We start from the raw sequence: 26,305 nt of genomic DNA, 5'->3' as shown, positions 1-26,305 counted from the left end.
ACCGACTCTCAGATCGGGTCCACGTCCAGGAAGGCCGCCAGGGCGGCCTCCGTGCTCCCGGCCGCACCGGGCAGGGCCAGCTCGGCCCAGATGACCTTGCCCTCGGGCGTGTACCGGGTGCCCCAGTGCTCGCTGAGCTGCGCGACCAGGAACAGGCCGCGGCCGCCCTCGTCCGTGGTGGCGGCGTAGCGCAGGTGGGGGGCGGTGCTGCTGCCGTCCCACACCTCGCAGGTCAGGTTGTGGTCGTGGAGCAGGCGTACCCGGACGGGCGCGCTGCCGTGCCGCAGGGCGTTGGTGATCAGTTCGCTGAGGATCAGTTCCGTGGCGAAGCCCAGGTCCGTCAGGCCCCACTCGTCGAGCTTCTTCGCCGCGGCGTTGCGCATGGCGCCCACCGCGCTCGGCTGGAACGGTACCTCCCACTGCGCGACCCGGTCCGGGCCGAGCGTCCGGGTCCGTGCGATGAGCAGGGCCACGTCGTCGGTGGGCCGGGGCGGCAGCAGCATGTCGAGTACGGCCCGGCAGCTCTCGTGCGGATCCCGGTCGGGGTGGCTGAGGGCGGCGCGCAGCAGTTCCAGCCCCTCGCTGATGTCCCGGGTCCGCTCCTCGATCAGCCCGTCCGTGTAGAGGACCAGCTGGCTGCCTTCCGCGAGGTCCAGCTCCGCGGTCTCGAAGGGCATGCCGCCCAGGCCCAGCGGGGGTCCGGCCGGCAGCTCCACGATCTCGGTCGTCCCGTCGGGGGCGACCACCAGGGGTGGCAGGTGGCCGGCGCGCGCCATCGTGCAGCGCTGGGACACGGGGTCGTAGACGGCGTACAGGCAGGTCGCGCCGAGTACGCCGCCGTTGACGTCGTCGCCGTCGCCGTCGTGGTCGATGCGCTGTACGAGGTCGTCGAGGCGGGCCAGGATCTCGTCGGGCGGCAGGTCGAGGGAGGAGAAGTTGTGTACGGCCGTACGCAGGCGCCCCATCGTGGCGGCGGCGTGCAGCCCGTGCCCGACGACGTCCCCGACGACCAGCGCGACGCGACAGCCGGCCAGCGGGATCACGTCGAACCAGTCCCCGCCGACCCCGGACTGCGCGGGCAGGTAGAAGTGGGCCACGTCCATGGCGCTCTGCTCGGGCAGGGCGCGCGGCAGCAGGCTGCGCTGGAGGGTCACGGCGAGGGCGTGTTCCCTGGTGTAGCGGCGGGCGTTGTCCATGCTGACCGCCGCCCGGGCGACGAGCTCCTCGGCCAGGGACAGCTCGTCCTCGTCGAACGGCTCCTGCTTCTCCGACCGCCAGAAGTTCACCACGCCGAGTACGACGCCCCGGGCCATGAGCGGGGCCGCGATGAGCGAGTGGATGCCGTAGTCGACGATGGCCTGGGCGCGCGGCGGGTCCTGAGCCTGCCAGCCCGGCGCGTCGGCCAGGTGGGGCACCAGCTCGGCCCGGCCGGTGCCGTAGCCCCGCGCCTGCGGGGTGGAGGGCAGGAAGTCGATCAGCCGGCCGACGGGGTAGAGGGGATGGTCGGAGCGGATGCCGCTGACGGCGGTGCGGCGCATGTCCGAGCCGACGCGGGGCTCCTCGCCGTCGATGACCTGGTCGGCCAGGTCGACGGTGACGAAGTCCGCGAAGCGGGGAACGGCCACGGCGGCGAGCTCCTCGGCCGTGCGCACCACGTCGAGGCTGGTACCGATGTCGCCGCCCGCGTCGTACAGCAGCTTGAGGCGTCGGCGCGCCGTCTCCGCCCGGGTGGTCAGGACCTGCATCTCCGTGGAATCGCGGATGGTGATGGCGGCGCCTTCCGGCCGGCCGCGGGGATGGGTGGGCCGCTGGTTGACGACGAGCAGCCGGTCTCCGCTCGCCAGGACCTCGTCGGTGGCCTCGCGGCCGGAGAGCAGCAGGTCGGCCATCCGGCGGTCCAGGCCCGGTACGTCGGCGATGTGGCGTCCGTCGGCGTCCTCCGGGAGCCCGAGCAGGCGTTTGGCCTCGTCGTTCGCCAGCAGGAGGCGGCCTTCGCCGTCGGTGATCAGTACGCCCTCGCGTACGGCGTGGAGCACCGCGTCGTGGTGCTCGTACATCCGGGTCATCTCCTGCGTGCCGAGCCCGTGGGTCTGGCGGCGCAGGCGTCTGCTGATGAGCGCGGTGCCCACGGTGGCCAGAGCGAGGCCGGTGGCGATGGCCAGGAGGATGACCGGGAGCTGGCGGTCGACGACGCCGGTGACGTTCTTGACGGTGAGGCCCGCCGAGACGAGCGCGTTGACCTTGCCGTCGGGCCCGGTGACCGGGACCACCGCCTGGATCTCCTTGCCGAGCGGGCCGTCGACGCTCTCGGTGTGGACCTGGCCCTTGAGCGAGGGCTCGATGGTGCCGACGAATCGTTTCCCGATGCGGTCCGGCTGGGGGTGGCTGTACCGGATGCCGTTGGTGTCCATCACGACGATGAAGTCCACCCCGGCGGCCTTGCGCGTGGTCTCGGCGAGGGGTTGGAGCGTCTTGGACGGGTCGGCCGACTTCAGGGTGTCCTGGAGACCCAGGGAGTGGGCGAAGGTCTGGGCCACGGACACCGACCGGTTGCGTGCCTCGCGTTCGGTGTCGTGCCTCGACTGGAGGACCAGGGCCAGCAGGGCCCCGGCCGCGAGCAACACCACGATCGCCACCTGGAGGACGAATACCTGTCCGGCGACGCTCTTGTTCCGGTTGCCTAGAGGTGACCGCACCGACGTGCCCGGCACGGGTGGCGAGGAATGGTCACGAACCCAGTTGTAGCACTTCCGGACGCCCATGGCCCCCGACATGCACGATGAGCGTCCGGATTGTCACACCTGGTCCCCGAAGAGATCAGCCGGTGTGGCGCTCGGCCGTGCTCTGCAGGCCGTCCGCCGCGGCACGGGACGGGGTCTGCGAGGGCCCCGGGGTTGCGGGGGTGGCGCCCGGGGTGGCCCCGGGAGCGGCCTCCGGGGTACAGGTGACCTCGTCGCGGGGCGTGTAGTGGGTCTTGAAGTCCTCGTGCCCGACTTCCTTGCCACCCTGGACGAAGGTCCGGCCGACGGTGACGTCGAAGCCCTCCAGCGGCGTCTGGACCTCGCAGGTCTCGCCGCTGCCGGTCCGCTTCCCGGGCGGCGTGATGTTGGTCCGGGGCCCCTTGGTCGCGCGTATCTCGTCGTACTTCTTCGTGCCGAGGAAGGAGATCGTCAGCGAGGTGTCGGTGGACCGGGCCTGGATGTAGAGCGGGTGGCCGGAGTCGTTGACCCAGCGCAGGTCGAGGGTGCCCCAGGCGACGGTGGCCTCCCGGCCCTCGGGGTAGCGCTCGATGTAGAAGGAGTGCGCGCCGTGCTCGACGGGCTTGACGCCCGCGAAGAACGCGGCGTTGTACATGGTGGTGGCGACCGCCGAGACACCGCCGCCGGGCGATTTCACGTACTGGCCGTCATTGATCATGATCCCGTCGACAAAACCGTTCTCGGGGGTGCGCTCGCCGACCGTGCGGTTGAAGCTCCACTCCTGCCCCGGCATGACGACGGAGCCGTTGATGAGCTCCACGGCGCGGCCGATGTTGGTGGTGCGGTACGGCGCGGCCGGGAATTCCACGGTGAAGGAGGAGACCTTCTCCTTGAGGCCGAGCCGCCGCGCCTCGTCGGCGGTGAGCTCCGGCTGGACCGCGACGGTGGCGACCTCGCCGCTACGGGCCGCACCCGAGCGGGTCAGCAGCGGCAGCACGGCCTGCCCGAGCGCTTCCTGGGTGACCTTGCGGCCCGCACGGCCCTCGTCGGCGATCACCACGCGGCCGTCCGCGGCGAGAGCGGGTACGGCGTTGCGCGGCGGGCGGGTGGCCTCGTCGACGGTGGGCGCGACGGCGGGGTCCGCGAGCAGGCCCTTGGAGTCGAGGGCGGGCACGAGGCGGCCCTGGCCGTCGGCCCGCATCTTCAGGTGCTCGCCGAGGACGGCCGGGGTGACGGACATGCGCCGGCCGGCGACGGTGAGCTGGACGGGCCCCGACATCGCGGGCTCGGCGAACTGCCGCATGGCCCGTCCGGTCTCCTCGGCGCCGACGCGCGGCTCGGTGCGCGCGACGGGCAGGACGACAGGGCCCTTGCCGGGCTGCAGGTAGGCGGCTCGGAGGGTGTCGAGGGCCTTGTCCTCGACGAGGGCGACACCGGGGAGCGGGGCGACGGCCTTCGCCGCGCCCTTCTCGAACGTGATCACCCCGTCGCGGACGTGCTGCTCGGTGCTCTCGCCGAGGCGGTCCACCGCGGCACGGGCGGTCTGCTCGTTCATGCTGATCACGGGCGCCACGTCGTGGCTGCCCGAGGCGAAGAGGCTGCCGATGACGGCGACCGGACCGGCTCCGCTCCGGGCGGCGCGTTCGACGGTCGCGTCGGTGTCGAGGGAGAGTCCCAGCGTGGCGGGATCGGCCTTCTCCACGCGGTCGCCGACCTTCACCGTGATCGGGGCCGCGGCGGCGGGCCCGAGCTCCCGGGTCAGCGCCTGGCGTGCCTCGGACCGGCTCATGCCGCCGAGGTCCACCCCCATGACCCGGGTGCCCTCGTCTATGTCGCCTCCGACCGCGAGGGCGGTTCCGTAGAGACCGCCCAGTCCGAGGACGACGGCTCCTGCCGCTGCCACCGGCAGAGTGATCCGTCGGTTGACCGCCCAGCTCCGCACGCGTCCCATATCTCTCCCGTGGCGCCGACCGTCCCTCAGGTGGCGCGGGCCGCCATAGCAGCCATATACGACAATTACGGGAAATAATGATCCCTGCTGGGGACTCCATTTGGGGATGAATGTAATTGTTGTCACGATTGTGACCCCGGTGGAGACTCATCCAGGGAGGGGTTCTCGGCCGTCGCTCACCGTGGCCCGTCCACGGCGTCCGTACCGTCCGGTCCGGCGACGACGAACACGTCGCACAGGGGTGCCGTGTCGGCGCCGGCGCTGATCAGCAGGTCGTACGTACCGGCGGGCAGCACGCCGACGTCGACCCGCTGCCGCCACCGCGCCACCGTGAGGTCGCGGGCGACCACCGCCCGGCCGGTGGCACGTGCGGTTACCGAGAGTCGCGCCGGGACCTCGGGGAGTTCGCTCTCGCTCAGCGAGCTGACGGCACCGACCTCGCAGGTGACGGGCTCGTCGGCGAGGTAGAGGTCGTCACCGAGGTAGCTGAACCAGGAGGTCACGGCGGCCCTCAGGTCGTCGATGCGCACGTCGTGCAGGGACTGGAGGATGCCGCCGAGGTGGTCGAGCATCGCGTCCTGGTTCTGCAGGCTGCCGTGCTTCTGCGGGACGAAGGTGCGGGCGTCCTCGGTACCGGAGAGGGCGGCGGAGAGCTTGGGCACGGTGCCGTCGCCCCCCTCGTCCGCGTCCCCGCGGAGCAGCAGGGTCTCGATCGTGTGGTCGGCGAGCCGGGCCGACTGCCGGGTGGGCTGGTCCATGCCGACGATGGGGTGGTAGACCACCTGGTTGGACTCCCAGGCGGATTCCTTCCGGTTGGCGGTGGCCGCCCGCTCCGTCTCGGCGAAGAAGTCGGTGAGATGGCTGCTCCACTGCGGCTGCCAGCCGGGCAGCCCGGCCTTGGCGGGGACGGCCGCCTCGCCGTCGGGCCCGTACACGCACTTGTAGACGGGGACGAGCTGGTGGAGGGCGGTGAAGGAGCGCAGGAGCCGTGTGAGGTCCTTCTCGAACGGGCCGATCCGCTTGTGGAAGCCGTTGCACAGGAACTCGACGGCGTTGAGCGACCCGTAGTAGGGGGTCCCGAAGGTCACGATGGCCCGGGTGTCCTTCCAGCCGCCCAGCACCTCGACGAAATAGCGCGAGACGAGCCCGCCCATCGAGTGCCCGATCAGGACGAGCTGGGCCGCCGGATTGCCGCTGGCCTCCCGCCAGTCCCGCAGCCAGACCGCACTCTGCTCGGCGAGCCTGCGGGCGGACGCCCGGTTGTCGCGTCGCCAGTCGTACGGGAACGGGAAGTAGTTCCGGCCCTTCTGCAGGTCGAACCGCGCCAGCAGGAACCTCTCGATCGCCGTGTAGCCGTCGATCTTCCACAGTCCGGGCAGGGTGTGCAGATCGGGCACCAGCCGGTCGGCGGCGACGCCGTCGCCGAGATCGTCCACGAGCCAGTCGTCCTCGCCGAGTTCCAGGGACTCCAGCGAGCCGCCCAGGCTCGCCAGCGCGCCCAGTACCGCCGAGGCGGAGGGCGCCCACACCTCCTTGCCGTTCCGGGTCAGCACGCTCCCGCCGATACCGGGGAGCAGTACGACGACATCGGCCATCGGGTTCCGGGCCATGAGCGGGCCTCCTCGGTCGTCTCTTTCTGATCTTGTCGGCCGGGCCCGCCGCGTCCGGGGCGAGGCGGGTTCGGGGTGGGGCGGGTTCGGGGGCGGGGCGGGCTCGGCAGGATCCCGAAGAGCGGGTCTAGCCGCCGGCCGGCCGGACGAACGGGTCGGCCGCGTCGCCGTAGTGCTGGTAGGCGGCCCAGGAACTCCAGCGCTGCCCACTCGGCGTGACGTGCGGGCTGCCGGGCCGGCCGGGGCCGTCGGATCCGTCGTGGCCGTCGCGATCGCCGGGACCGGCCGGAGCCCCGGGGTCCTGCTCCCGCTGCCCTGCGGCGCGCAGCCCGTAGAGGCGCCTGCGCGCCGCGCGGACGGCGCCGCCCACCGTCGGGGTCGCCTCACCGGCACCGCCGTTGAACAGGTGCGTGTAGAACTGGTCGGCGAAGGAGATCCCCTGGTCGTCCGGGATCCGCCAGGCCGCCCCGATGTAGTGGCCCACGCCCATGCGCAGGAACTCGTCGGCGAGGCTCGGCACCAGCGCGGCCTGCGGGTTGCCCCAGGGGCTGCGGCCCGCGAGGCCGGGCGCTCCGGGCGGGCTGCCGGGGCCGGTGCCCTCGCCGTCGCCGAGGCGGGCGGTGTAACAGGCGTTGGCGACGACGATCAGGGGCGGCCGTTCGAGCAGGGCGAGTTCCTGGGCGGTCAGCAGCCCGTCGGCGAAGACCCAGCCCGAGCGCCGTCCCGTACCGGAGAGGTCGAAGTCGCTGTGTCCGCAGTAGTGGACGATGTGGTTGCCCCCGCACAGCAGGACCCGCAGCACGTCGAGCCGCCGGGCCGGGTCGACGCCCGGCTGGCGCAGCGAGTTCGCGGCGCCGACGAAGAGACTGACGGTGGCCCCGAGCTCCTTGAGTCGGGAGGCCACCGCGAGGGCCTCCTGGCGGGCGCCGGGCAGGTGGAACCCCTTCTCCGGGTCGCCCGGATCGCCGATCACCAGAGCACGCAACGGCGCGTCGGCCAGGCTCTCGGTCATCACCCGCGAGTAGGTGGTGCGCAGTTGCCTGGACAGCTGGGTGCGGATCGCCAGGGGATCGCGCTTCTCCACGCCCGCCTGCTGGATCTCGGCCAGGAACTCCCAGGGGACGGAAGCCGTGTCCCGGTCCAGTTCCAGGAGTACGGTCGAGTCGTCGGTCAGCAGCCGCTGGAAGTCCGGCGGCACCACGAACCGGGACAGCAGGTCGGGCAGTTCGCACGCGTCCTTGACGCTCGGTTCCGTCAGCCGGTCCACGAGTTCCCGCAGCAGGTCCATGTCCACCGGCACGAGCCGCTCCGGCACGGTGGCCCGCCCGGTCAGCGCCGCCCAGCGCAGGCCGCCGACCCCCGACTGGACGGACATCCGGACGGGTACCGCGTCGTCCTGGGCCTCCGCCGGCCTGCGGACGGTCAGGGACAGCTCGGTGCGCTCCACCGATGCCAGGTCCACCAGCTGCTCGCGGATCTTCTCCTGGATGTCGGCGTCGAAGCCGGCCAGCACGGTGTGCAGCACGTCCGCCTGCGGTCCCGGCGGGGTGGGCGGACCGGGGCCGCCCGGGGCGGCGTCACGGGCGGACGCACCCGTCGGTCCGGCGAGCCCGGTCAGCGCCGACAGGGCGTACACCGCGGCGGAGGGCCCGAACAGCTCCCCGCCGCTCTCCTCGCGCAGCCCCGGGACGATCCGTACCTGCGGGAGCTTCGCGGCGGATTCCGTGAGGGCGAGGTGCAGCTGCTCCGCGCGCAGCCGGTCGACCTCCATGACGAGCACGTCGGTGAGCCGGGGCGGCGGCGCGGGCGGGCCCAGCGGCGCCAGGGTGTCGGCGAATCCCCGGGCGATGGCGCGGGCCGCCTGCTTGACGGTCAGATTGCCGGTGCCCGAGCCGATGAGCACGGTGGCCATGGTCCCGACGTGGCCGAGCCCGAGTGCTTCGCCGAGCAGGGACGCGTACATCTGGACGGCGCGGCGTTCCGTCAGCGTTCCCATCGGTCCCATGCCGACGACCGCGGCGCACCGAACGGGACCCTCACGGCAGGGGAAGTACGTGACCTCGCCCAACTGGGCTTCGATCCAGCCGAGCTTGGTGTGCTCCGTGATGATCCGGCGGGGGTCGACGGAAATGGCCCGGTCCAGCGCCAGTTCCGCGGCCGCGGGCACTACCGACTGGTAGTGACCCGTGACGTGCAGATCTGCCTCGATCTGCGCGATGTCGCCCCAGACCACGGTGATGTTGAGTGTTGGACCATCGGTGCGCGGCGGTCGGTCGGGGGCCGGAGCGGGGAACCGTGCGGGCGGGTTCGAGGCCGTCGGTACGTCCTCCAGCAGGTCAGCGATGCGAGCGGCGGCGGGGGTGCTCACCACGCTCCTCCCTTCGAGTCGCCCGAGCTTCTCGATCCGAGTGCGTCACATCTGTCTCCCCCACTGGATTATCCCACTGTCGACGGGGGCGGCCAGCGGGGCGTGCGGCCCGGACCGGGCCAGCAGGTCGGCCGCCCGGGCCAGTTCTGCTGATCCGCCGCGGGGTCGGGCGGACAGGGGTCCGGTTCCGCTTCGACCCGCGCGGCCGGCAGCTGACGGGCCGTGTGCAGGACCCCGTCGCCTGCGGGTCGGAGCCTTGCGGATTCCGCGCCACTCGCGGCGGGCCGCGATCAACTCGCCTTTCGGCGACCCGCGTTGCCGTTCCAGGATCTTCGGGGTTAGATTCCTGGAAACTTCTCCAATTCGAGCGGGGCTGACGTGTCAGAGCTGACGGGGAGCGGGGCCGAACCGCTGGAGGCGGGGGATCCGCGCCGCATCGGATCGATCCCGCTGGCGGGCCGGCTCGGGGCCGGCGGCATGGGGCGCGTCTATCTCGGCATCCGTGAGGGCCGGTACGTCGCCGTCAAGCAGCTCCTGTCCTCCGTCGTCGGAGAGGACCAGGACTTCCTGCGCCGCTTCGGGCACGAGCTGGACAACCTCGCCCGGCTGCCCTCGGACGCCACCGCTCCGCTGCTCGACAGCGACCGCACCGCCTCTCCCCCGTGGTTCGCCACCGCCTACATCCCCGGGCTCACCCTGCGGGAGGCCGTCGCCCTGCACGGCGGCCCGCTGCCCGCGCGGGCGCTGTGGCTGCTGCTGCGGGAGGCCGCGGCGGGGCTGGCGGCGGTGCACGCGCTGGACATGGTGCACCGGGACCTCAAACCGTCCAACGTCATGCTGACCCTCGACGGTCTCACCCTGATCGACTTCGGCGTTGCCCGGGCCGCCGAGCAGAGCCAGCTGACCCGGACCGGCATGGTCGTGGGCACACCGGCCTACATGGCACCCGAACAGGCCTCGGGCCGACGGCGGTTGAGCGGGGCCACGGACGTGTTCGCGCTGGGCTCCGTACTCGCGTACGCGGCGTGCGGTCAGCCGCCGTTCGGCGACGAGTCGGGGCACGGGGTGCTGTACCGCATCGTCCACGAGGAGCCCGACCTGGCGCCGTTGCGGGAGCTGGAGCCGGAGCTCGCCGAGCTGGTCGCGGCCTGCCTCGACAAGGACCCCGAGGGGCGTCCCACCGCCGCCGAACTCCTCGAACGCGCGGATGGGCACGGCCCGTTCGCAGCACCGCTGTGGCCGGAGGCCGTCACCGAGCGACTGACCGAGCGAGCCGCGTTCGCCGCGAACGTACAGGAGGCCGACGTCCCGACGCTCCCGCTCACCGGTGAGCGGGCCGAGCCCGAGGTGAAGCCGGAGGCGGGTCCGGATCCGGAGAAGGCACCGGTCCCGGCGGCGCCCGCTCCCCCGGTCACGGCCCGTCCGGAGCCGGTCGCGCGCCGCCGCCGCACCCGGGTCCTCCTCGCCGTCGTGCCCGTCGTCGTGGTCGCGGGCGGGACGACGCTGGCCCTCCAGCACCTGCCGTACGCCTCCGCGCCCAGGGCCGGCGCGGCGAACTCCCCGTCCGCCCCGCCCTCGGCGCCGGCCAGCCCCACCACACCGGTCGTGCCACCGGGTACGGCGGCCCCGCCCGACGGCAGTCCGTCCGGTACGGCCTCACCCGTGCAGCCACCCGCCCAGGACCCGGGACAGGGCGCGGCCGCCGGGGGCGCGGGCGGAACCGGTCCCGGCAGTGGCACCGGCACCGGTGCCCTCCCCGGCGGCGGTGCCCAGCCCGGCCCGGGCAGCGCCGGGAACTCCGGCGACCCCGCCGCCGCGGGCGGCTCCGGCAGTAGCCGCGCCTCCGGCGGCGGGACCTCCACGGCGCCCACGACCCCGGCGCCCCCGGCCCCTCCCGCATCCGGCACCTACCGCTTCCGCAACGGCAACGACGGCCGGTGCATCACGCAGGTGTTCGGAGCCTCGGACCACGGCGACTGCGCGGACGCGAGTGCCCGGTGGACCGTGCAGAGCAGACCGGACGGCAGCTTCAAGCTCGTCAACCAGCAGGGCGGCGGCTGCCTGTACGCCAACATGCTCGGCCAGGCGGTCTTCGTCGGCGACTGCTCCCAGGGCACCGCCCGGCTGTGGCGTACGGGGTCGAACGGCAGCCTCCGCAACGACTTCAGCGGGGGCTGTCTCGACCTGGGCATGAGCAGCGGCCTGGTGACCAACACGTGCGGTGGACAGGCCTCGCAGCGCTGGACGAAACAGAGCTGAGGCTATTCGGTGGCGGGCGGAGCGGTGCTCGGGCAGGCTGTGCCGCATGGTTTCGGTGGTGCAGAACGTGGCGATCGACTGCTCGGACGCGTACGAGCTGGCCCGGTTCTGGAGTGAAGCGACCGGCAGTCCGCTGCACCCCGGCGCCGGACGAGGCGACCGGGAGACCGCGGTGATGCTCGCGGAAGGTCCTCTGCTGTACTTCAACCAGGTGCCGGAACCGAAAACGGTCAAGAACCGGATCCACCTGTGCCTGCGTCCGACGGCCTCGCGCGAGGAGGAGGTCGAACGGCTGCTGGGTCTCGGCGCCACCCTGGTCACCGACCGCCGGCAGCCCGACGGTACGGGCTGGGCGGTCCTCGCCGATCCTGAAGGCAATGAATTCTGCGTCCTGCGCGGCGAGTCCGACCACGCCTCGCCGTCTTCCTGAGGCTCGCCCGCACGGACCGGCGGCCTCAGCCACGCGTCGCCGTCAGTGAAGGCCTGCTGTCAGCGCTCGGCAGGCAGGTGGCGAGGATGGGTACGGCGCTTCCCCCGGCAAAGTCTCGGTTCGCGACCGTGGCAAGCTACGTCACTCCCCGGCCAACGTCCCCCGGGCACCGGGGACCGGGCGGGCGGATGATCTACTCTGCGCGCTATGTGGTCTCCTTTCCTCCACTTCCTTGCCGTTCCCGGCAGGGCGGCGGTCCTGCTGCGGCCCCTCGCAGCCTGTGTGCTCGCGGCGGCGGCCTGGGCCGACGTACGGACCGGAATGTTCGCCGGACCCGCGTCGCAGGTCCGCCTCACGCTGTCGGCCGTCGTCGTGGGCGCCGTCCTCGTCGCCCTGCCCCTGCTCGACGAGGCCTGGTCGTACGCCTGTGCCGGGGGTGCCGCCGCCGCGTCGCTGGCCTGTTCCGCGGCCGTGTACCTGAGCCATGCCCATGTCGGCGCCTCGTCCGGCTACGGGGCGTTCGAGCCGGCCGCCCTGCTCGTGGTGCTGGCCCTCGTCACCCGGCGCGGCCCGGCAGCCTCCGCCGCTCCGGTCGCCCTGCTGCTGGCCGCGGCCGTCGTCGTGCGCCCCCTGTCCCTCGGCCCGCAGGAGGGAGGTCTCACCGCCGCGTTCGGTCTCACACTGGTCACCGTCCTGGTGGCGGGGGCGACCGTGACGGCGCGGATGGTGGAGGCGGACCGGCGGCAGCGTGCACACCGCATCCGGCTGGAACAGCGGATCGAGCGGGCCAGGGAGCTGCACGACCACCTCGCCCACCACATGACCGGCATCGTGGTGCAGGCACAGGGTGCCCGTGCGGTCGCCGCCAGGCGGCCCGACATGGTCCTGTCGGCACTGCAGCGCATCGAGGAGACCGGAGCGGAGGCGCTCGCGTCCATCCGGCAGACGGCGGCCGGACTCCGGACCGGGGAGGACGACGCACCTGCGGCCGCGCCCGCCGGCATGGACGACCTGAGGGCTCTGGTGCGGGGGTTCGCCCTGAACGGTGTGCCGGCACACCTGACCGAGGAAGGCCCGACGGACACCGTTCCGGCCGAGGTGGCCGCCACCCTGCACCGGGTGACGGAGGAATCCCTCACCGACATCCGCAACCACGCCCGTCACTGCCGCCACGTCAGCGTCCGGGTGCGCGTCCGTCCCCACGAGGCCGCCGTGTGGATAACCAGCGACGGGACGGCCGGTCCGGGCCACGGGCTGAAGGGCCTGCGCGAGCGTGTTCTCCTGGCCGGCGGCACCTTCCGCGCCGGAGCCACGGCCGAGGGCGACTGGCAGGTAGGGGCCCGCATCCCGCTCGCCTAGGTCGTGCACAGGGGTCAAGCGCAGGGGCACCTTCATCCGGAAGGGGATTCGGCGGCCGTCCGGCCGTCGGCCCGCCTACGGTGGATCCGGGCAGGGGGGCGTACCAGTCGGCGGCACCCTGCCGCTCGGCGGGGGACGGCCCCGAACCGCACCCCGCACGTGGCCCCGGCAGCCGGCCGGGGCCGCTGAACGGGCCGCGCCGCGTGCGGCCGTCACGAAACGGTCATCGTCCGGTCCCATTCCGACACTAATGGTCGTGAAGCATTCCGCTGGAGAACGCCAGTCCAGCAAGGGACCCTTCCGATGCTCCGTTCCCGACGAGCCGCCGCCAGGGCGCCGCTCGCGTGACCCACCGCAAACCGAAGCCACGCCTCATGTCGCGCCGCACCGCAATGCTCTGCACCAGCAGTGGACTGATCGCCACCGCCTTCGGGGTCGTCGTCGACCGCGGCGGGGACCCCGGCCCCGTCCACACCGAGGCGCAGGAGGAGAGCACGGCGGAGCCGCCCGCCGAAGCGGCTCCCGAACCCGGGAAGCAGGCATGGATGCCGGACGCCACCCTGAGGCCCCTGGCCGTGAACTTCACTCCCGGCGGGCTCAGGGAGATGCGGGGTCTGGTCCTGCACGTACAGGAGGGCGAGAACTCGCTCCACGACCACTTCAGCGACCCCGCGGCCCAGGCCTCGGCGCACTTCTGGGTCTCGCAGTCCGGCGAGATCGAACAGTACGTCTCCGCGCACGACCGGGCCTGGGCGCAGGGCACCGGCAACCCGTCGTGGCTCTCGGTGGAGACCTCGGGCTTCGCGAGCCGGCCGCTCACCGCGCAGCAGGTGGACTCCGTCGCCCGGATCTACGCCTGGGGCATGGCCCAGCACGGCTGGCCCCTCGAACCCGCCTCCACACCGCAGGGCCGGGGGCTGGGCATCCACCGCATGGGCGGCCGGGACTGGGGCGGACACTCCTGCCCGGGCCCGCTGCGCTCCGCCCAGGCGGGAGAGATCCTCGGCGCGGTCCGCACCAAGTACTCCCGGTAGGCACGGCCCTGCTCAGCCGGCGGCTCGGCGGCGACCTCGGCGGCGGGGGTACGGAAAGAGCCGTGGCGGGCGTTTGGCGGCCACGTCCTCGACCCAGCCGAAGGCCAGCACCAGCAGCCCGAGCAGCGGGATCGCCACCAGCAGCGTGAACCACTGGCTGGCGAGCAGCCACTGGAGGTTGTCGTAGATGAACGGGACGCTCCAGAGGGGGTCGATCAGCGGGACGGCGACCACCAGGGCCACCTGGTGCCAGAGGTACACGCTGACGGCTCGCGCGTTGAGCAGGCCCACCAGGCCGTTCCAGCGTTCCAGCGGCCTGGGCCAACGCGCCCACGACGGGCTGGCGTGGAGCAGGACGGCGACGAAGCCGAAGGACCACAGGGCCTGGGCGATCGGCCAGGCCTCGATGTCGGTCGCCACCGTCGGATCGACCGGACGGGTCTGCAGGTACCAGAAGCCGGCGACCATGATCAGCGGTGCGACGGACGGCAGCACGTACTGCGGGATCTTCTTGAGCAGGCCCTCCTGGTGGGCCATGCCGAGGATCCAGCAGGCGCCGAAGGTCGCGAAGTCGTTGGCGGTCTCCCAGACCCGGCTGTACACGAACTCCTGGTCGGCGAAGAACGCGTTCATGACGATGACCATCGTCAGCGGACCGGAGAGCGTCGCCACCGGAAAGCGTCGCAGTGCCCGGAGCAGCAGCGGCGAGAGCAGGACGTACCAGAGGTAGGCCCGGAGGTACCAGAGCGGGACGGTGATCTGCACGGCCCAGCTCGCTTCCACGTGCTGGAAGCCGGACAGCTCCTCCGCGTACGGCGGGGTGCTCAGCGGCAGGATCCAGAAAGCCAGCTTGGACCACCACCAGGTGGGGTGGCCCTCGGACTGCGGGCCCCAGCCGTCGAGGATCTGGAAGGCGATCAGTACGGCGCCGAACAGCCACATCGGGGGCAGCAGGCGGCGCAGCCGGCCGCGGATCACGCCGAGTGCGGGCCGGCTGAGCGAGCGGGCCATCAGGGCGCCGGCGAGGGCGAACATCACGCCCATCGACGGGAAGACGAGCGGCAGCCAGAACCAGCCGAAGTTGTGGTAGAGCAGCACGCGACCCAGCGCCAGCGCGCGCAGTAGGTCCAGATAGCGGTCGCGGCCGCTCCCGAGCCCAGCCGACTGCTGCTGCGGCGGCGCAGGCCTCGGCTCGGTCTCCTCGTCCCGCGTCGGCTCGATCCGCAGTGCGGCCGGAATTCTCAACTGCACGGTGTCCCGAGTGCGACCGAGGTCGAATGATGCGGTCACGGTCAGGCCTCCACCGGTACGGCGACCTCGCCGGTGCGCCGGAGCTTCTGCCAGCGCAGTCGGCCACCGGTCATCGCCGTGATCGCGGACTGCAGCAGGACGATGTACATCAGCTGCCGGTAGACGAGTTGCTGGATCGGCAGGCTGATCAGATGCCAGGGCTTCTCGCGGTCGAGCCGGAAGGCGTACCACGACAGTGCGGCCTGGAGGAGGATGAAGCCGCCCCAGCTGGTGAGGGTGATCGGGGCGTCCCCGAACAGCACTCCGTACAGCAGGAACAGGTCGACCAGCGGCGCCAGCAGCGGGGCGATCACGCCGAACAGCACGACCAGCGGGAGCCCGACCCGGCCGAAGCGCCCGGCCGGGCCGCGGGACGTCACGGCACGGCGGTGCTTCCACATCGCCTGCATGCTGCCGTAGCTCCAGCGGTACCTCTGGGACCAGAGCTGCTGCAGGCTGGCGGGCGCCTCGGTCCAGGCGCGGGCGTGCTCGGCGTAGACGATCCGCCAGCCGTCGCAGAGCACCGCCATGGTGATGTCGGTGTCCTCGGCGAGGGTGTCGTCGCTCATCCCGCCGACCCGCCGCAGGGCATCCTTGCGGAACGCTCCGACGGCGCCGGGGATCGTCGGGATGACGCCCAGCATGTCGTACATCCGGCGGTCCAGGTTGTGGCCGAGGACGTACTCGATGTGCTGCCAGGCACCGATCAGGCTGTCGCGGTTGCCGACCTTGGCGTTGCCCGCGACCGCGCCGATCGACCGATCGGCGAAGGGCTGCACGAGCTCGCGCACGGTGGACGGCTCGAAGACGGTGTCCCCGTCCATCATCACGACGATGTCGTACGAGGCGGCCGCGATTCCGGTGTTGAGCGCGCTGGACTTGCCGCCGTTGACCTGCCGGATCAGCCGGACGAACGGCAGGTTCATCTCCTCGACGATGTCCGCGGTGCCGTCCGTGGATCCGTCGTCGATGACGATCACCTCGATCGGATGGTCACTGACGGCCAGGGAGTGGAGGGTGTTGGCTATGCATTCGCGTTCGTTGTAGGCCGGGACGAGCACGGTGACCGGCTCGGTGACGGGCGGCCCCCAGGCGTCCCTCCGTTTGGAGCGGCGGGCGTGGATCGGAGCGAGGACGAGCATCAGCGCGAACCGTCCGAAGTTGAGGAAGCCGACGAGGGCCAGCAGTCCGACCAGCACCGGCAGGGTGAGCACGGCGGCCCTCGTGGCCCAGACGAACCCCTTGCCCGCCCACAGCTGGAACCCGTGCACGGGCACGGTCGCACCGGAGGCGCCGAGCGCGTCGGAGATGGTGGTGAAGCGGTAGCCCTGGGCCTGCAGCCTGTCGATGATCTGCACGAGGGCGGCGACGGTCTGGGTACGGTCGCCACCCGCGTCGTGCAGCAGGATCAGCGCGCCCGCACCGGGCTTGGCCGGCATCGCCGCCTTGACGATCTCGTTCACGCCGGGGCGCTTCCAGTCGTCCGTGTCGCGGTCGATGAACGCGGTGAGGTAGCCGCGTGCGCCCACGTACTTGATGACCGGGTAGTTCCAGTCGTCCATCGCGGTGGCGTCGGAGGAGTACGGCGGACGGAACAGAGCGGAGTGGACGCCCGCGACGCCGGCCAGGGCCAGCTGCGTCTGCGCCAGCTCCCAGCTGATCCGGGCGTGGGACTGGTACACCAGGTCGGGGTGGGTGAAGGTGTGCACTCCGAGTTCATGGCCGCCCGCGACGATCTGCCGGATCAGCTCCGGATTGCGCGTGGCCATCGCGCCGGTCACGAAGAAGTCCGCACGGATCCTGCGGGCCGCGAGCACCTCGAGGATCTTCGGAGTCCACTCCGGTGAGGGGCCGTCGTCGAAACTCAGAACCGCGGTGCGGTCGGGGATGTGGTAGCTCACGGGGTGCTCGTTCCTGGCGCCGCGCGCGTCGATGACCGGACCGCCCTTGAGCAGGCCGGCCGGAACCGTCGTCTTGTCGACCGAGATGGCGATCCGGGAGTCGTGGAACGCCTCGTTGGTGGCGAGGCCGCGCAGGACGAGCAGGGCGAGCAGGCAGGCCAGCAGGGACAGCGGCATGAAGAAGCGCAGCGGCGGCGCGGCCAGTCGGCGCGGCCTCAGCAGGGACTGCCGGCGGCGCTGGTGGCGGGACAAGGGTGCTCCTGGAGATGGTGGTGCCGGCGATCAGGGGTGCTTGGCGGGCCGGCTCGAAGGCTTCGCGCCGTGCAACGCGGTGGTCACGGGTTTCGGCGGGGTGACGGCTGCCTTGGACGGTGCGGCCGAGTTCTTCGATGGGGTGGCCGAGGTCCTGGCGCCCGGGCTTGCCTTCGTCACGGGCTCGGCGGACCGCGTGACCGCCCGAGGTGAGGCCGGCGGGGTCGGCGGGGACGACCGGGGCGGCGACCCCGACGGCACGGGTGAGCGCGAGGGCTGTGCGGGGATGCCCATCGCGGGGGCGTCCGCCTGCACACCGATCAGGCTGCTGCCCATGGCAACCGCCAGGATCGTGCCTAGCACGGAGACCGGCCAGCCGAAACCCCGCAGCAGACGGCCGCGCAGACCCGACTGGTCGACGAACACCGGTGCGGGGGCGGGTTCCTCGACGGCAGGATCGGACGTTCCAGGATTCGACCGGGGTACCGATCCGCGCTGGACGGAAGTCATGGCTGGGCGCACCTTGCGAGGCCTCTCATTGCAGGGTACGTAGAGCGCGGGATCGCAAGGCGAACGCTAGTGCACCGACCCGGATCGACTTGGGCCCGATGTCGGGATATGAACCGATCTACTCGTGGGTCGTGACCGGATAGAAACGGAATTTTCCATACCGGTTAGCCGCTGCGCCCACCGCCGCCGGGTGCCGGTCCGTACGCGTAAGGACGGGCCCGTGGGCGGTCCGTGGGCGGTCCATGGGCGGTCCATCGGCGGTCGGGGAGCGCCTTAGGATGACGCCCGCATCGGTTCGGCCGGTGACGACACCCCCGCACAGGGCGTGCCCAGGTACCGCCTCTACGCCCCCAAGGAGCCCGCGTGAGCCAGCCCCGCCGCACCCCTCGTCGCCGCGCGCGGACCGCGCTCACACTGTCCGCCCTCTTGTGCGTGCTCGCCGCGTGTTCCGCCGGCCCCGGCGACGACGCCGCCCCCGCCCCCAGCGTCGCGCCGACCCCGTCCGGTCCGCCCGGAACCCTGTTCGACAGCTTCCACTACAGCGGCCCCGGCGACCCGTCGCTCGCCGCCCACGGCTGGGAGGTGCGCACCGGCGGGGGCGGCCCCGGAATCCAGGACACCTGGTCCGCCGCCGGCGCCGACTTCCCCTCGGATGCGACCGCACAGGGCGGCAGGGTCCTGCGACTGCAGTCCTCCACCGACGGCACCCATCAGGGCACACGGCAGGTCGAGGTGCAGGGTACCGGCAAGAACCTCTTCACGGGCACCTTCGCCGCCCGGGTCCACTTCAGCGGCAAGCCCACGACCGGCCGCAACGGCGACCACGTCGTCCAGACCTTCTTCCCGATCTCCCCCGCGGACGATTCGGCGGACTACAGCGAGCTCGACTTCGAGTACCTGCCGAACGGAGGCTGGGGCACGACGGGTCCGCGTCTCGACAACGTCAGCTGGCACAAGGCCGATCCGCCGGACCGGGTCAGCCACACGCTCGCGCGGCGCACCGAGGGCTGGCACGTCCTGATGGTCACCGCCATGAACGGAACGGTCACCTACTCCCTCGACGGCGAGGTGCTGTTCACCAGCTCCGGCAAGTACGTCCCGCGCGAGAAGATGGACATCCACTTCAGCAACTGGTTCATCGACACCCCCGCCCCGGGCGGTCCGCGCACCTGGGACATGAAGGTCAACTGGGTCTACTACAAGGCCGATGAGGCCGTCTCCCCGGCGGACGTCCAGAAGACGGTGGACGGCTTCTACAGCGCGGGCACCACCCACATCGACACCGTGCCGAAGGCCTGAGCGGCGGAACGCACTGACCTCAGGGGTTGCCGGCGAGTTGGAGGACCGCTATGCCCGCCAGGACGGTGACGCTGGCGGCGATGCGTCGGTGGCCGAGGCGTTCGCGGAAGACGGCCGCGCCGATCAGGGCTCCGAAGACGATGCTGGTCTCCCGCAGGGCGGCGATGGTGGAGAGGTCGCCCCGGGACTGCGCCCATACGACGAGCCCGTAGGCGAGCAGCGAGAGCAGTCCGCCGGCCAGGCCCCGGCCGCACAGCGGACGCAGGGCGGTGAGCAGGGCCGGACCCCGCCGGGCCCAGGCGATGAGCGGGAGGACGAGTCCCTGGCAGAGGAAGAGCCAGGCGATGTAGCCGAAGACGCTGCCCGAGACGCGGACGCCGCTCCCGTCGACGAGGGTGTAGGAGGCGATCATCACGCCGGTGCCGAGCGCGGCGGCCAGCGCGGGCAGTTGGGCGCGGCCGGGGATCCCGTCGGCGAGGGCGAGACCGGCCAGACCGCAGGCGACGACCGCGATGCCGAGGGCTTGGCCGGCGGGCAGCGAGTGGCCGAGCAGGGTGGTGGACACCAGGGCCACCACCACGGGCGAGGCGCCCCGGGCGGTGGGATACATCTGGCCGAAGTCGCCCAGCTGGTAGGCCCGCAGGAGCAGGAGCTGGTACGCGACCTGCAGTGCGGCGGAGGCGGCGATGTACGGCCAGGCCGCCGGGGCGGGCGGCGGAGCGAGGCATACCAGGACGGCTCCGCAGCCGGCGGAGGCCAGGCTGATGAGGGTGAAGCCGGCCAGTTTGTCGCGCAGGCCGTGGGTGAGGCCGTTCCAGGCGGCGTGCAGTACCGCCGAGGCGAGGACGACGGCGGGCACGGCGGCCGCGCCCGTCATGGGTGGCAGGTTTGCGGGCACGGGCGCTCCCCACGAAAGGATGTGGAATAAAATTCCTTGGTAGCATAGCCACATGGAAATTCATTCCACAGCGACGGGCGGACTGGCCGCCCACGTCCGGGCCCACCTGTCCGAGCTGCGTGACACCGAGGCCCGGGTGGCACAGGTCGTCCTGGACAAGGGGGCGGAGCTGGTGCACCTCAGCGTCAGCGACGTCGCGGCGCTGGCCGGCACCGCGCCGTCCACCGTCGTACGGGCCTGCCAGCGCCTCGGGTTCCGCGGGTACCAGGAGCTGAAGATCGCCGCCGCCCGGCAGGCGCCCGCGCAGGAGCCCTCCCAGGACCGGGACCCGGCTGCCCGCGCCCTGGCCGACACGGTCCGCGCCGCCCGGGAGGCGCTGGACGGGGTGGCGGCGACGGTGACCCCGGAGCAGTTGCGCACGGCGGCCGGAATGATCGACACGGCCGGCCGGGTGCTGGTGGTGGGCGCGGGGCTGTCCGGCGCGGTCGCGCTGGACACCGCCTACCGGCTGCGCGCGCTGGGCTGCGCGGTCGACGCACCGGCCGACCCGCTGACCGCACAGCTGGCGGCCTCACAGCTGACGTCCGCCGATGCCTGCCTGACCATCAGCCACACGGGGGCCACCCGCAGCACCGTGGACGCCGCCCGGGGCGCGCGGCGGGCCGGGGCCCGGGTCGTCGCACTCACGAGCTACGCCCGCTCCCCGCTGAGCGAAACCAGCGACTGCACCCTGGTCGCGGGCGGCCAGGACCTGGTGTTCGGACTCGAGACCGTCGCCAGCCGGCTGGCCCACCTCACCGTGATCGACGCCCTCACCCTCACACTGCTGGGGGTGCGCGGCGCCCCCGCCGAGGCGGCGCTGCGCCTGTCGGCCGACGTCACGGTCGACCACTCGTACTGAACGGTGCGCGCCGCGCGGCCGGCGCGGGCGGAACCCGCTCCTCCTCGGACTAGGCCCTGCCCCGGCCCCCCTTGGAACCGCCGTTCGTCGGCGGGTATCCGGGCCGCGCCGGTATCGGCGGCCGGGGCGGGGCGGGCAGGGGCGGGAGAGCCGGCTCCTGCAGCCAGGCCGTGAACAGATCGTCCAGCGGCTCGGCCGTGTAGCGGGCGACGTGCTGGGTGAGAGCCACGGTGGACACCACCCCGTGGCGGTGCACCGTCGCCCAGTCGCGCAGCATGCGGAAGAACGCGCTGTCGCCCAGCGCGCAGCGGATCGCGTGCACGGTGAGGCCACCGCGCTGGTAGAGGCGGTCGTCGAACATCAGCTTGCGGCCGGGGTCGGCCAGCCGCAGGTCCTGCGGCTGGGTGGCCAGCAGCCGGTGCGCGGCGGCCGCCCGTTCGTGCGCGGTGCGGCCTCCGGAGCGTTCCGACCAGAGCCATTCGGCGTACTTCGCGAAGCCCTCGTTCAGCCAGATGTGCCGCCAGTCGGCGATGGTCACGCTGTTGCCGAACCACTGGTGCGCGAGTTCATGGGCGATGAGGCGCTCCGAGCCGCGGACGCCGTCCACGTGGTTGGCGCCGAAGGTGGACAGGCCCTGTGCCTCCACGGGTACGTCCAGCTCCTCGTCGGCGACGATCACCACGTACTCGCCGAAGGGGTAGGGCCCGAAGAGTTCCTCGAACAGCGCCATCATCGCGGGCTGCCGGGCGAAGTCGCGGGAGAACCGCGGCAGCAGGTGCGCCGGCACGTGGGCGCTCTGCGGTACGCCGCCGAGTCCGGGGTCGCCGAGGAGCACCGTCTGGTACATGCCGATGGACAGGCCGACCAGGTAGCTGGAGGTCGGCGCGGACTGCTCGTAGACCCAGGTGGTCGTGCTGGCCTTCGTCGTGCGCGTGAGCAGCCGGCCGCCGGCCACGACCGTGTACGGGGACGGCGTGTTGACCGAGATGTGGTACGAGGCCTTGTCGGCGGGCCGGTCGTTGCACGGGTACCAGGAGGGAGCGCCGACGGGCTGGCTGGCGACGAGCGCGCCGTCGGTCAGTTCCTCCCAGCCGAGGCCGCCCCAAGGGCTGCGCACCGGCTTGGGGTTGCCCGCCCAGTGCACCTCCACGGTGAAGGCGGAGCCTGCGGGCAGCGGTTTGGCCGGGCGGATGCGGAGTCTGCCGCCGCGGTGGTTGTAGTGCGGTGCCCGGCCGTTCACGAGGACGCGGCCTATCCTGAACTCGGCCAGGTTCAGGTGGAACTCGGTGAGCGGCGCCCGCCCGGCGATCGCGCTCAGCCGGGCCGTGCCGGCGAGCCGGTTGGGGCCGGGACGGTACTCCAGGGCGAGTTCGTACCGGTGCACTCGGTAACGGGAGTCGCCGTTGGCCGGGAAGTACGGGTCCGAAGGCTCTGTTCTCTGGCCGCTCACTGCCGCTTCCGCTCCCTGCGCTGTGCTCGTACGACGTGCTGTGGTGCCGGTGTGCCGGCGCCGCCCTGCTGCCCGCCGCGGCGCCGGCGGCCCGGTCAGGACCGCCACGCCTCGATCGGATTGCCCAGCCAGCGGGTGTCGGCGGGGACGGATTCCCCGGCCATCACGAGGGATGCCGGGCCCAGTGTGCTGCGGGCCCCGACCGTGCTCCCGGGCAGGACGATTCCGCCCGGGCCCAGGGTGGCGCCCTCGCGGAGCACCACAGTATCCGTCCTCAAGATCCGGTCGTGGAAGAGGTGTGTCTGCAACACACAGCCGCGGTTCACGCTGACTCCGTCGCCGAGCACGACCAGGTCCGTCTCGGGCAGCCAGTAGCTCTCGCACCACACGCCCCGGCCGATCCGGCCGCCGAGCGCGCGCAGCCACAGGGCCAGCACCGGCGTGCCCGGCACGGATCCGGCCAGCCACGGCACGGCCAGCACCTCCACGAAGGTGTCGGCCAGCTCGTTGCGCCACACGAAGCCGCTCCACAGCGGGTGCTCCCCCGTCCGGTGCCGGCCCACCAGCAGCCATTTGGCGGTCACCGCGACCGCGCAGGCGGTCAGTCCGGCGGCGAGCAGGACCGCTCCGGAGAGCAGTACGGCTCCCCAGATCCCCAGGCCGCTGCGCGTGATCAGCGCGCAGAGCGCCGCCCCGGTCAGCACGGCCAGGACGGCCGAGCAGAACACCGGGACGAGCCGGCACAGCTCCACCAGGCCGCGCGCCCACAGCAGCCGCGCGGGCGGCTCGTACGTCCGGCTCTGGTCGGCGTCCGCGCTGGACCGGGGCAGCCTGACCGGCGGGAGGCCCAGGTAGGAGCTGCCCTTCTTGGCCTTCTTCGGGGTGGCGGACAGCACGCCGACCAGTCCGTCGTCCGGCACGGTGCGGCCCGGGGCGGTCATGCCGGAGTTCCCGAGGAAGGCGCGGCGGCCGATCTCGGAGTGTCCGATGCGCATCCATCCGCCGCCGAGCTCGTAGGGCGCGGTCAGGGTGTCGTCGGCGAGGAAGGCGCCCTCGCCGACGGTGGTGAGGCTGGGCAGGGCGAGAACGGTGGACACCTCGGCGCCCCGGCCGATCTTCATGCCGAGCAGTCGCAGCCAGACCGGGGTGATCAGTCCGGCGTACAGCGGGAAGAGCGTCTCGCGGGCCAGGTCCATCAGCTGGGTGACCGTCCAGGCCTGCCAGCCGACCCTGCTGTGCGTGGGGTGGGTGCCGGTCCGCAGGCCGAGGCTGAGCAGGCGTACGGAGACCAGCAGCAGGGCCGCGTACGCGAACCCGTAGGCGAGCGCCGCCGGCACCACGGCGAGGAGGGTTCCGCGCAGTGCTTCGGTGAGTCCGGCGCCGGCGGGGACGAACCGGCTGACGACGAGCAGGGCGGGCAGGGCGGCGAGCACGGGCAGGGCGGTGAGGCCGAAGCCGGCCGCTCCGTAGGCGGCCCGCCAGGGGAGTCCGCGCGGCGGGCGTTCCCCCGGCCAGTTGTGCTTGGCCTTGCCGAGCTTCCCGGCGGGTGCGCCGGCCCAGCGCTGGCCGGTCGGGATCTGTCCGACGACGGCGGAGCCGGGGGCCACCTCGGCGCGCTTGCCGACCCGTGCGCCCGGGAAGAGGATGCTGCGGGTGCCGACCACCGCACCCGCGCCGACCTTGATCGCGCCGATCTCCAGGTGGTCCCCGTCGAGCCAGTGGCCCGTGAGGTCCACCTCGGACTCCACGGCGCAGCCGCGGCCGAGTTTGAGCATGCCGGTGACCGGGGGCAGGGAGTGCAGGTCCACCTCGGGGCCGATCTTGGCGCCGAGGGCCCGGCCGTAACGTTCCAGCCAGGAGCCGGTGAGGGAGGTGGCGCCGGCGCATTCGACCAGCCGCTCGGCCGTCCAGAGCCGCAGGTGGACGCTGCCGCCGCGCGGGTGGCGTCCGGCGCGCACGCCGCGCAGCAGGAGACGGGCGCCGCCGGCCGCAATGGCGAGGCGCCCCGGCGGGCTGTAGAGCAGCAGCGCACCGGCGGCGACGAGCCACCACGAGGCGGTCGGCGCCCACGGGAACGGCCCGAAGTGGTGCAGGACGTTGCCGAGGGCCAGCAGGGCGACCGTCCAGCGCAGGCCCACCAGTGTGAACAGCGGGAGCAGCAGGAACGTCTGCGCCACCTGGGAGCGCAGCGGGACGGGTGCGACGGTGCGGGCCGCTCCGTCGTCCTGGACGGACCTCTCCAGGTGCCGGGCCAGCTTGCGCAGGGTGGGCTGCTGGTAGATGTCGAGGACGGCCGCGCTCGGGTAGCGGGTGCGCAGCCGGGTGGTGAGCTGGGCGGCGGCGAGACTGCCGCCGCCGATCGCGAAGAAGTCGTCGGTGGCGCTGGTGACGGTCACACCGAGGGTCTCGCTCCACTGCTCGGCGAGCCAGGCCTCGGTCCCGTAGAGCTGCTCGGTGGGGCCGGAGGTCTCCAGGTCGGGCAGCGGCCACGGCAGTGCGTTCCGGTCGACCTTGCCGGAGGTGCGGGTGGGCAGCTCGGCGACGGGTGCGAGCAGGGGGACGAGGGCGGCGGGCAGCTCGGCGCGCAGCCGGGTCACGGCGGCCGCGTGGTCCCAGCCGTCCTGGGTGACGAGGTAGCCGACGAGCAGCTGGTTGCCGCTGCGCGCGGTGCGGACGGCGGCGGCGGCGCCCGCGACGCCCGGCAGGGCCTGGAGGGCGGCGTCCACCTCGCCCAGCTCGATCCGGCGGCCGCCGAGCTTGATCTGCTCGTCGGCGCGGCCGAGGAAGACCAGGCCTTCCGGTTCGGCGCGTACGAGGTCGCCGCTGCGGTAGGCGCGCTGCCAGCCGAGGGTTTCGAGCGGGGCGTACTTCTCGGCGTCCTTCTCGGGGTCGAGGTAGCGGGCGAGGCCGACGCCGCCGATCACCAGCTGGCCGCTGCCGCCCATGGGCACCGGCTCCCCGGACTCGTCGACGACGGCCAGTTCCCAGCCGCTCAGCGGGAGGCCGATGCGGATCGGTTCCTCGCCGGTCAGCAGGGCGGCGCAGGCGACGACGGTGGCCTCGGTGGGGCCGTAGGTGTTCCAGACCTCGCGGCCCTCGGTGACCAGGCGCTGGGTGAGTTCGGGAGGGCAGGCCTCGCCGCCGAAGATCAGCAGCCGGACCTCGTTGAGCGCCTCGGGTTCCCAGAGGGCGGCCAGGGTCGGCACGGTGGAGACGACCGTGATCTCCTGCTCCACGAGCCAGGGGCCGAGGTCGGCGCCGCTGCGCACCTGGGAGCGGGGTACGGGGACGAGGCAGGCGCCGTAGCGCCAGGCCAGCCACATCTCCTCGCAGGAGGCGTCGAAGGCGACGGAGAGCCCGGCCATGACGCGGTCGCCGGGGCCGATGGGCTCCTCGGTGAGGAACAGCGCGGCTTCGGCGTCCACGAAGGCGGCGGCGCTGCGGTGGCTGACGGCCACGCCCTTGGGCTTGCCGGTGGAGCCGGAGGTGAAGATGATCCACGCGTCGTGCTCGGGGCCGGGGCGGGAGGCGGCGGCGCGGGGGCCGGGCCCTGCGGCCAGGCCGGCGTGGATGCGCTGTCCACCGCCGAGCACGGCCCGCACTCCGGCCTCGCCGAAGACGAGGTCGGCGCGCTCGTCCGGGTCCTCGGCGTCGACGGGGACGTAGGCGGCGCCCGTGGCGAGGACGGCGAGCACGGCCACGTACAGCTCGTTGGTTCCGGACGGCACGCGTACGCCGACCCGGTCGCCGAGTCCCACTCCGGCGGCCGCGAGGGCCCGGCGCCGGCGCTCGACCTCGGCGGCGAGCTCCCGGTAGGTCAACCGGGTGGTTCCGTCGTCGAGGGCGGGCTCGTCGGGGTACGTCCGTACGGTGGCCTCGAAGACGTCGACGAGGGTGCGGGTGGGGGCTGCGGGTCCTGCGGTGAAGCGGGCGGACTTGCCGGACTCCTCCGGCGCCTCCCCCTCGTCGAGCAGAGTGAGTTCACCGCGCTCAGGTGTGACTGCCATCGGCCCTCGCGTCTCGTTCCCGGCAACGTCCGGGTCGCCGGCGGAGCCCGGGTCTGCCCAGGTTGTTCCGGCCCAGCGCCAAACAAC

15 protein-coding genes are annotated in these 26,305 nt (G+C 72.7%); 6 read left to right on the top strand and 9 right to left on the bottom strand.

From position 1 onward, the window contains the following. Window positions 1-8 precede the first annotated feature (8 nt). The 4 genes from DEJ51_RS33860 to DEJ51_RS33845 all read right to left on the bottom strand — a co-directional run bounded on the left by DEJ51_RS33860 (window position 9) and on the right by DEJ51_RS33845 (window position 8,628). Complete coding sequence (locus DEJ51_RS33860) at window positions 9-2,636, bottom strand: SpoIIE family protein phosphatase (protein ID WP_317852452.1); 2,628 nt, start codon at window positions 2,634-2,636, stop codon at window positions 9-11. Between the two features lie 181 nt (window positions 2,637-2,817). Then, window positions 2,818-4,602: a VanW family protein gene (locus DEJ51_RS33855; protein ID WP_317852440.1), complete on the bottom strand. Its 1,785-nt coding sequence runs from the start codon at window positions 4,600-4,602 to the stop codon at window positions 2,818-2,820. Window positions 4,603-4,826: 224 nt separating this feature from the next. After that, on the bottom strand, window positions 4,827-6,260 hold the full coding sequence (locus tag DEJ51_RS33850; RefSeq protein ID WP_223836105.1) for a lipase/acyltransferase domain-containing protein: 1,434 nt from the start codon (window positions 6,258-6,260) through the stop codon (window positions 4,827-4,829). A 127-nt stretch (window positions 6,261-6,387) separates the two neighbouring features. Then, window positions 6,388-8,628 carry a CHAT domain-containing protein gene (locus DEJ51_RS33845; RefSeq protein WP_150261432.1) on the bottom strand — a complete coding sequence of 747 codons (2,241 nt, stop codon included), beginning with the start codon at window positions 8,626-8,628 and terminating at the stop codon, window positions 6,388-6,390. Window positions 8,629-9,006: 378 nt separating this feature from the next. Here DEJ51_RS33845 and DEJ51_RS33840 point away from each other — a divergent pair, with 378 nt between their 5' ends. The 4 genes from DEJ51_RS33840 (at window position 9,007) to DEJ51_RS33825 (ending at window position 13,710) form a co-directional block, all read left to right on the top strand. Continuing rightward, window positions 9,007-10,887 carry a serine/threonine protein kinase gene (locus DEJ51_RS33840; protein ID WP_150261430.1) on the top strand — a complete coding sequence of 627 codons (1,881 nt, stop codon included), beginning with the start codon at window positions 9,007-9,009 and terminating at the stop codon, window positions 10,885-10,887. 46 nt (window positions 10,888-10,933) lie between these two features. Then, complete coding sequence (locus tag DEJ51_RS33835; RefSeq protein ID WP_150261428.1) at window positions 10,934-11,317, top strand: VOC family protein; 384 nt, start codon at window positions 10,934-10,936, stop codon at window positions 11,315-11,317. Window positions 11,318-11,524: 207 nt separating this feature from the next. Then, window positions 11,525-12,676, top strand: coding sequence for a sensor histidine kinase (locus tag DEJ51_RS33830; protein WP_150261426.1), 1,152 nt, complete (start codon window positions 11,525-11,527; stop codon window positions 12,674-12,676). A 374-nt stretch (window positions 12,677-13,050) separates the two neighbouring features. Then, entirely contained in the window at window positions 13,051-13,710 is a 660-nt protein-coding gene (locus DEJ51_RS33825) for an N-acetylmuramoyl-L-alanine amidase (protein WP_150261424.1), read from the top strand. A 12-nt stretch (window positions 13,711-13,722) separates the two neighbouring features. On the opposite strand, the gene DEJ51_RS33820 is transcribed toward DEJ51_RS33825, so the two are convergent. Both DEJ51_RS33820 and DEJ51_RS33815 read right to left on the bottom strand, forming a co-directional pair. Beyond that, on the bottom strand, window positions 13,723-15,000 hold the full coding sequence (locus DEJ51_RS33820) for an acyltransferase family protein (protein WP_223836104.1): 1,278 nt from the start codon (window positions 14,998-15,000) through the stop codon (window positions 13,723-13,725). Between the two features lie 2 nt (window positions 15,001-15,002). Further along, window positions 15,003-17,153, bottom strand: coding sequence for a bifunctional polysaccharide deacetylase/glycosyltransferase family 2 protein (locus DEJ51_RS33815; RefSeq protein WP_223836103.1), 2,151 nt, complete (start codon window positions 17,151-17,153; stop codon window positions 15,003-15,005). A gap of 873 nt (window positions 17,154-18,026) precedes the next feature. Here DEJ51_RS33815 and DEJ51_RS33810 point away from each other — a divergent pair. Next, window positions 18,027-18,962, top strand: coding sequence for a glycoside hydrolase family 16 protein (locus DEJ51_RS33810; protein WP_150261422.1), 936 nt, complete (start codon window positions 18,027-18,029; stop codon window positions 18,960-18,962). Between the two features lie 19 nt (window positions 18,963-18,981). On the opposite strand, the gene DEJ51_RS33805 is transcribed toward DEJ51_RS33810, so the two are convergent. Further along, entirely contained in the window at window positions 18,982-19,839 is an 858-nt protein-coding gene (locus tag DEJ51_RS33805) for a DMT family transporter (protein WP_150262314.1), read from the bottom strand. A gap of 73 nt (window positions 19,840-19,912) precedes the next feature. Between DEJ51_RS33805 and DEJ51_RS33800 the strand changes: the two genes are divergently transcribed. After that, window positions 19,913-20,761: a MurR/RpiR family transcriptional regulator gene (locus tag DEJ51_RS33800; RefSeq protein ID WP_150261420.1), complete on the top strand. Its 849-nt coding sequence runs from the start codon at window positions 19,913-19,915 to the stop codon at window positions 20,759-20,761. A 49-nt stretch (window positions 20,762-20,810) separates the two neighbouring features. Here the strand turns inward: DEJ51_RS33800 and DEJ51_RS33795 are convergent, their stop codons facing one another. Then, window positions 20,811-22,211 carry a M1 family metallopeptidase gene (locus tag DEJ51_RS33795; RefSeq protein ID WP_150261419.1) on the bottom strand — a complete coding sequence of 467 codons (1,401 nt, stop codon included), beginning with the start codon at window positions 22,209-22,211 and terminating at the stop codon, window positions 20,811-20,813. 95 nt (window positions 22,212-22,306) lie between these two features. Further along, entirely contained in the window at window positions 22,307-26,218 is a 3,912-nt protein-coding gene (locus DEJ51_RS33790) for a Pls/PosA family non-ribosomal peptide synthetase (protein ID WP_150261418.1), read from the bottom strand. Window positions 26,219-26,305: the final 87 nt, after the last annotated feature.

Origin of the sequence: Streptomyces venezuelae, assembly GCF_008642275.1 — a bacterium.
In the GTDB taxonomy this organism is placed as follows: Bacteria; Actinomycetota; Actinomycetes; order Streptomycetales; family Streptomycetaceae; genus Streptomyces; species Streptomyces venezuelae_E.
Note: the sequence above shows the minus strand (reverse complement) of the source record. Positions and strands in the feature narration are given on the sequence as shown.

Bases quoted from the DNA above. Each gene is read 5' to 3' on its own strand.
- DEJ51_RS33800 (WP_150261420.1), top strand. From the start codon at position 19,913: ATGGAAATTCATTCCACAGCGACGGGCGGACTGGCCGCCCACGTCCGG.
- DEJ51_RS33790 (WP_150261418.1), bottom strand. From the start codon at position 26,218: ATGGCAGTCACACCTGAGCGCGGTGAACTCACTCTGCTCGACGAGGGG.
- DEJ51_RS33825 (WP_150261424.1), top strand. From the start codon at position 13,051: ATGTCGCGCCGCACCGCAATGCTCTGCACCAGCAGTGGACTGATCGCC.
- DEJ51_RS33835 (WP_150261428.1), top strand. From the start codon at position 10,934: ATGGTTTCGGTGGTGCAGAACGTGGCGATCGACTGCTCGGACGCGTAC.
- DEJ51_RS33850 (WP_223836105.1), bottom strand. From the start codon at position 6,260: ATGGCCCGGAACCCGATGGCCGATGTCGTCGTACTGCTCCCCGGTATC.
- DEJ51_RS33805 (WP_150262314.1), bottom strand. From the start codon at position 19,839: ATGACGGGCGCGGCCGCCGTGCCCGCCGTCGTCCTCGCCTCGGCGGTA.
- DEJ51_RS33830 (WP_150261426.1), top strand. From the start codon at position 11,525: ATGTGGTCTCCTTTCCTCCACTTCCTTGCCGTTCCCGGCAGGGCGGCG.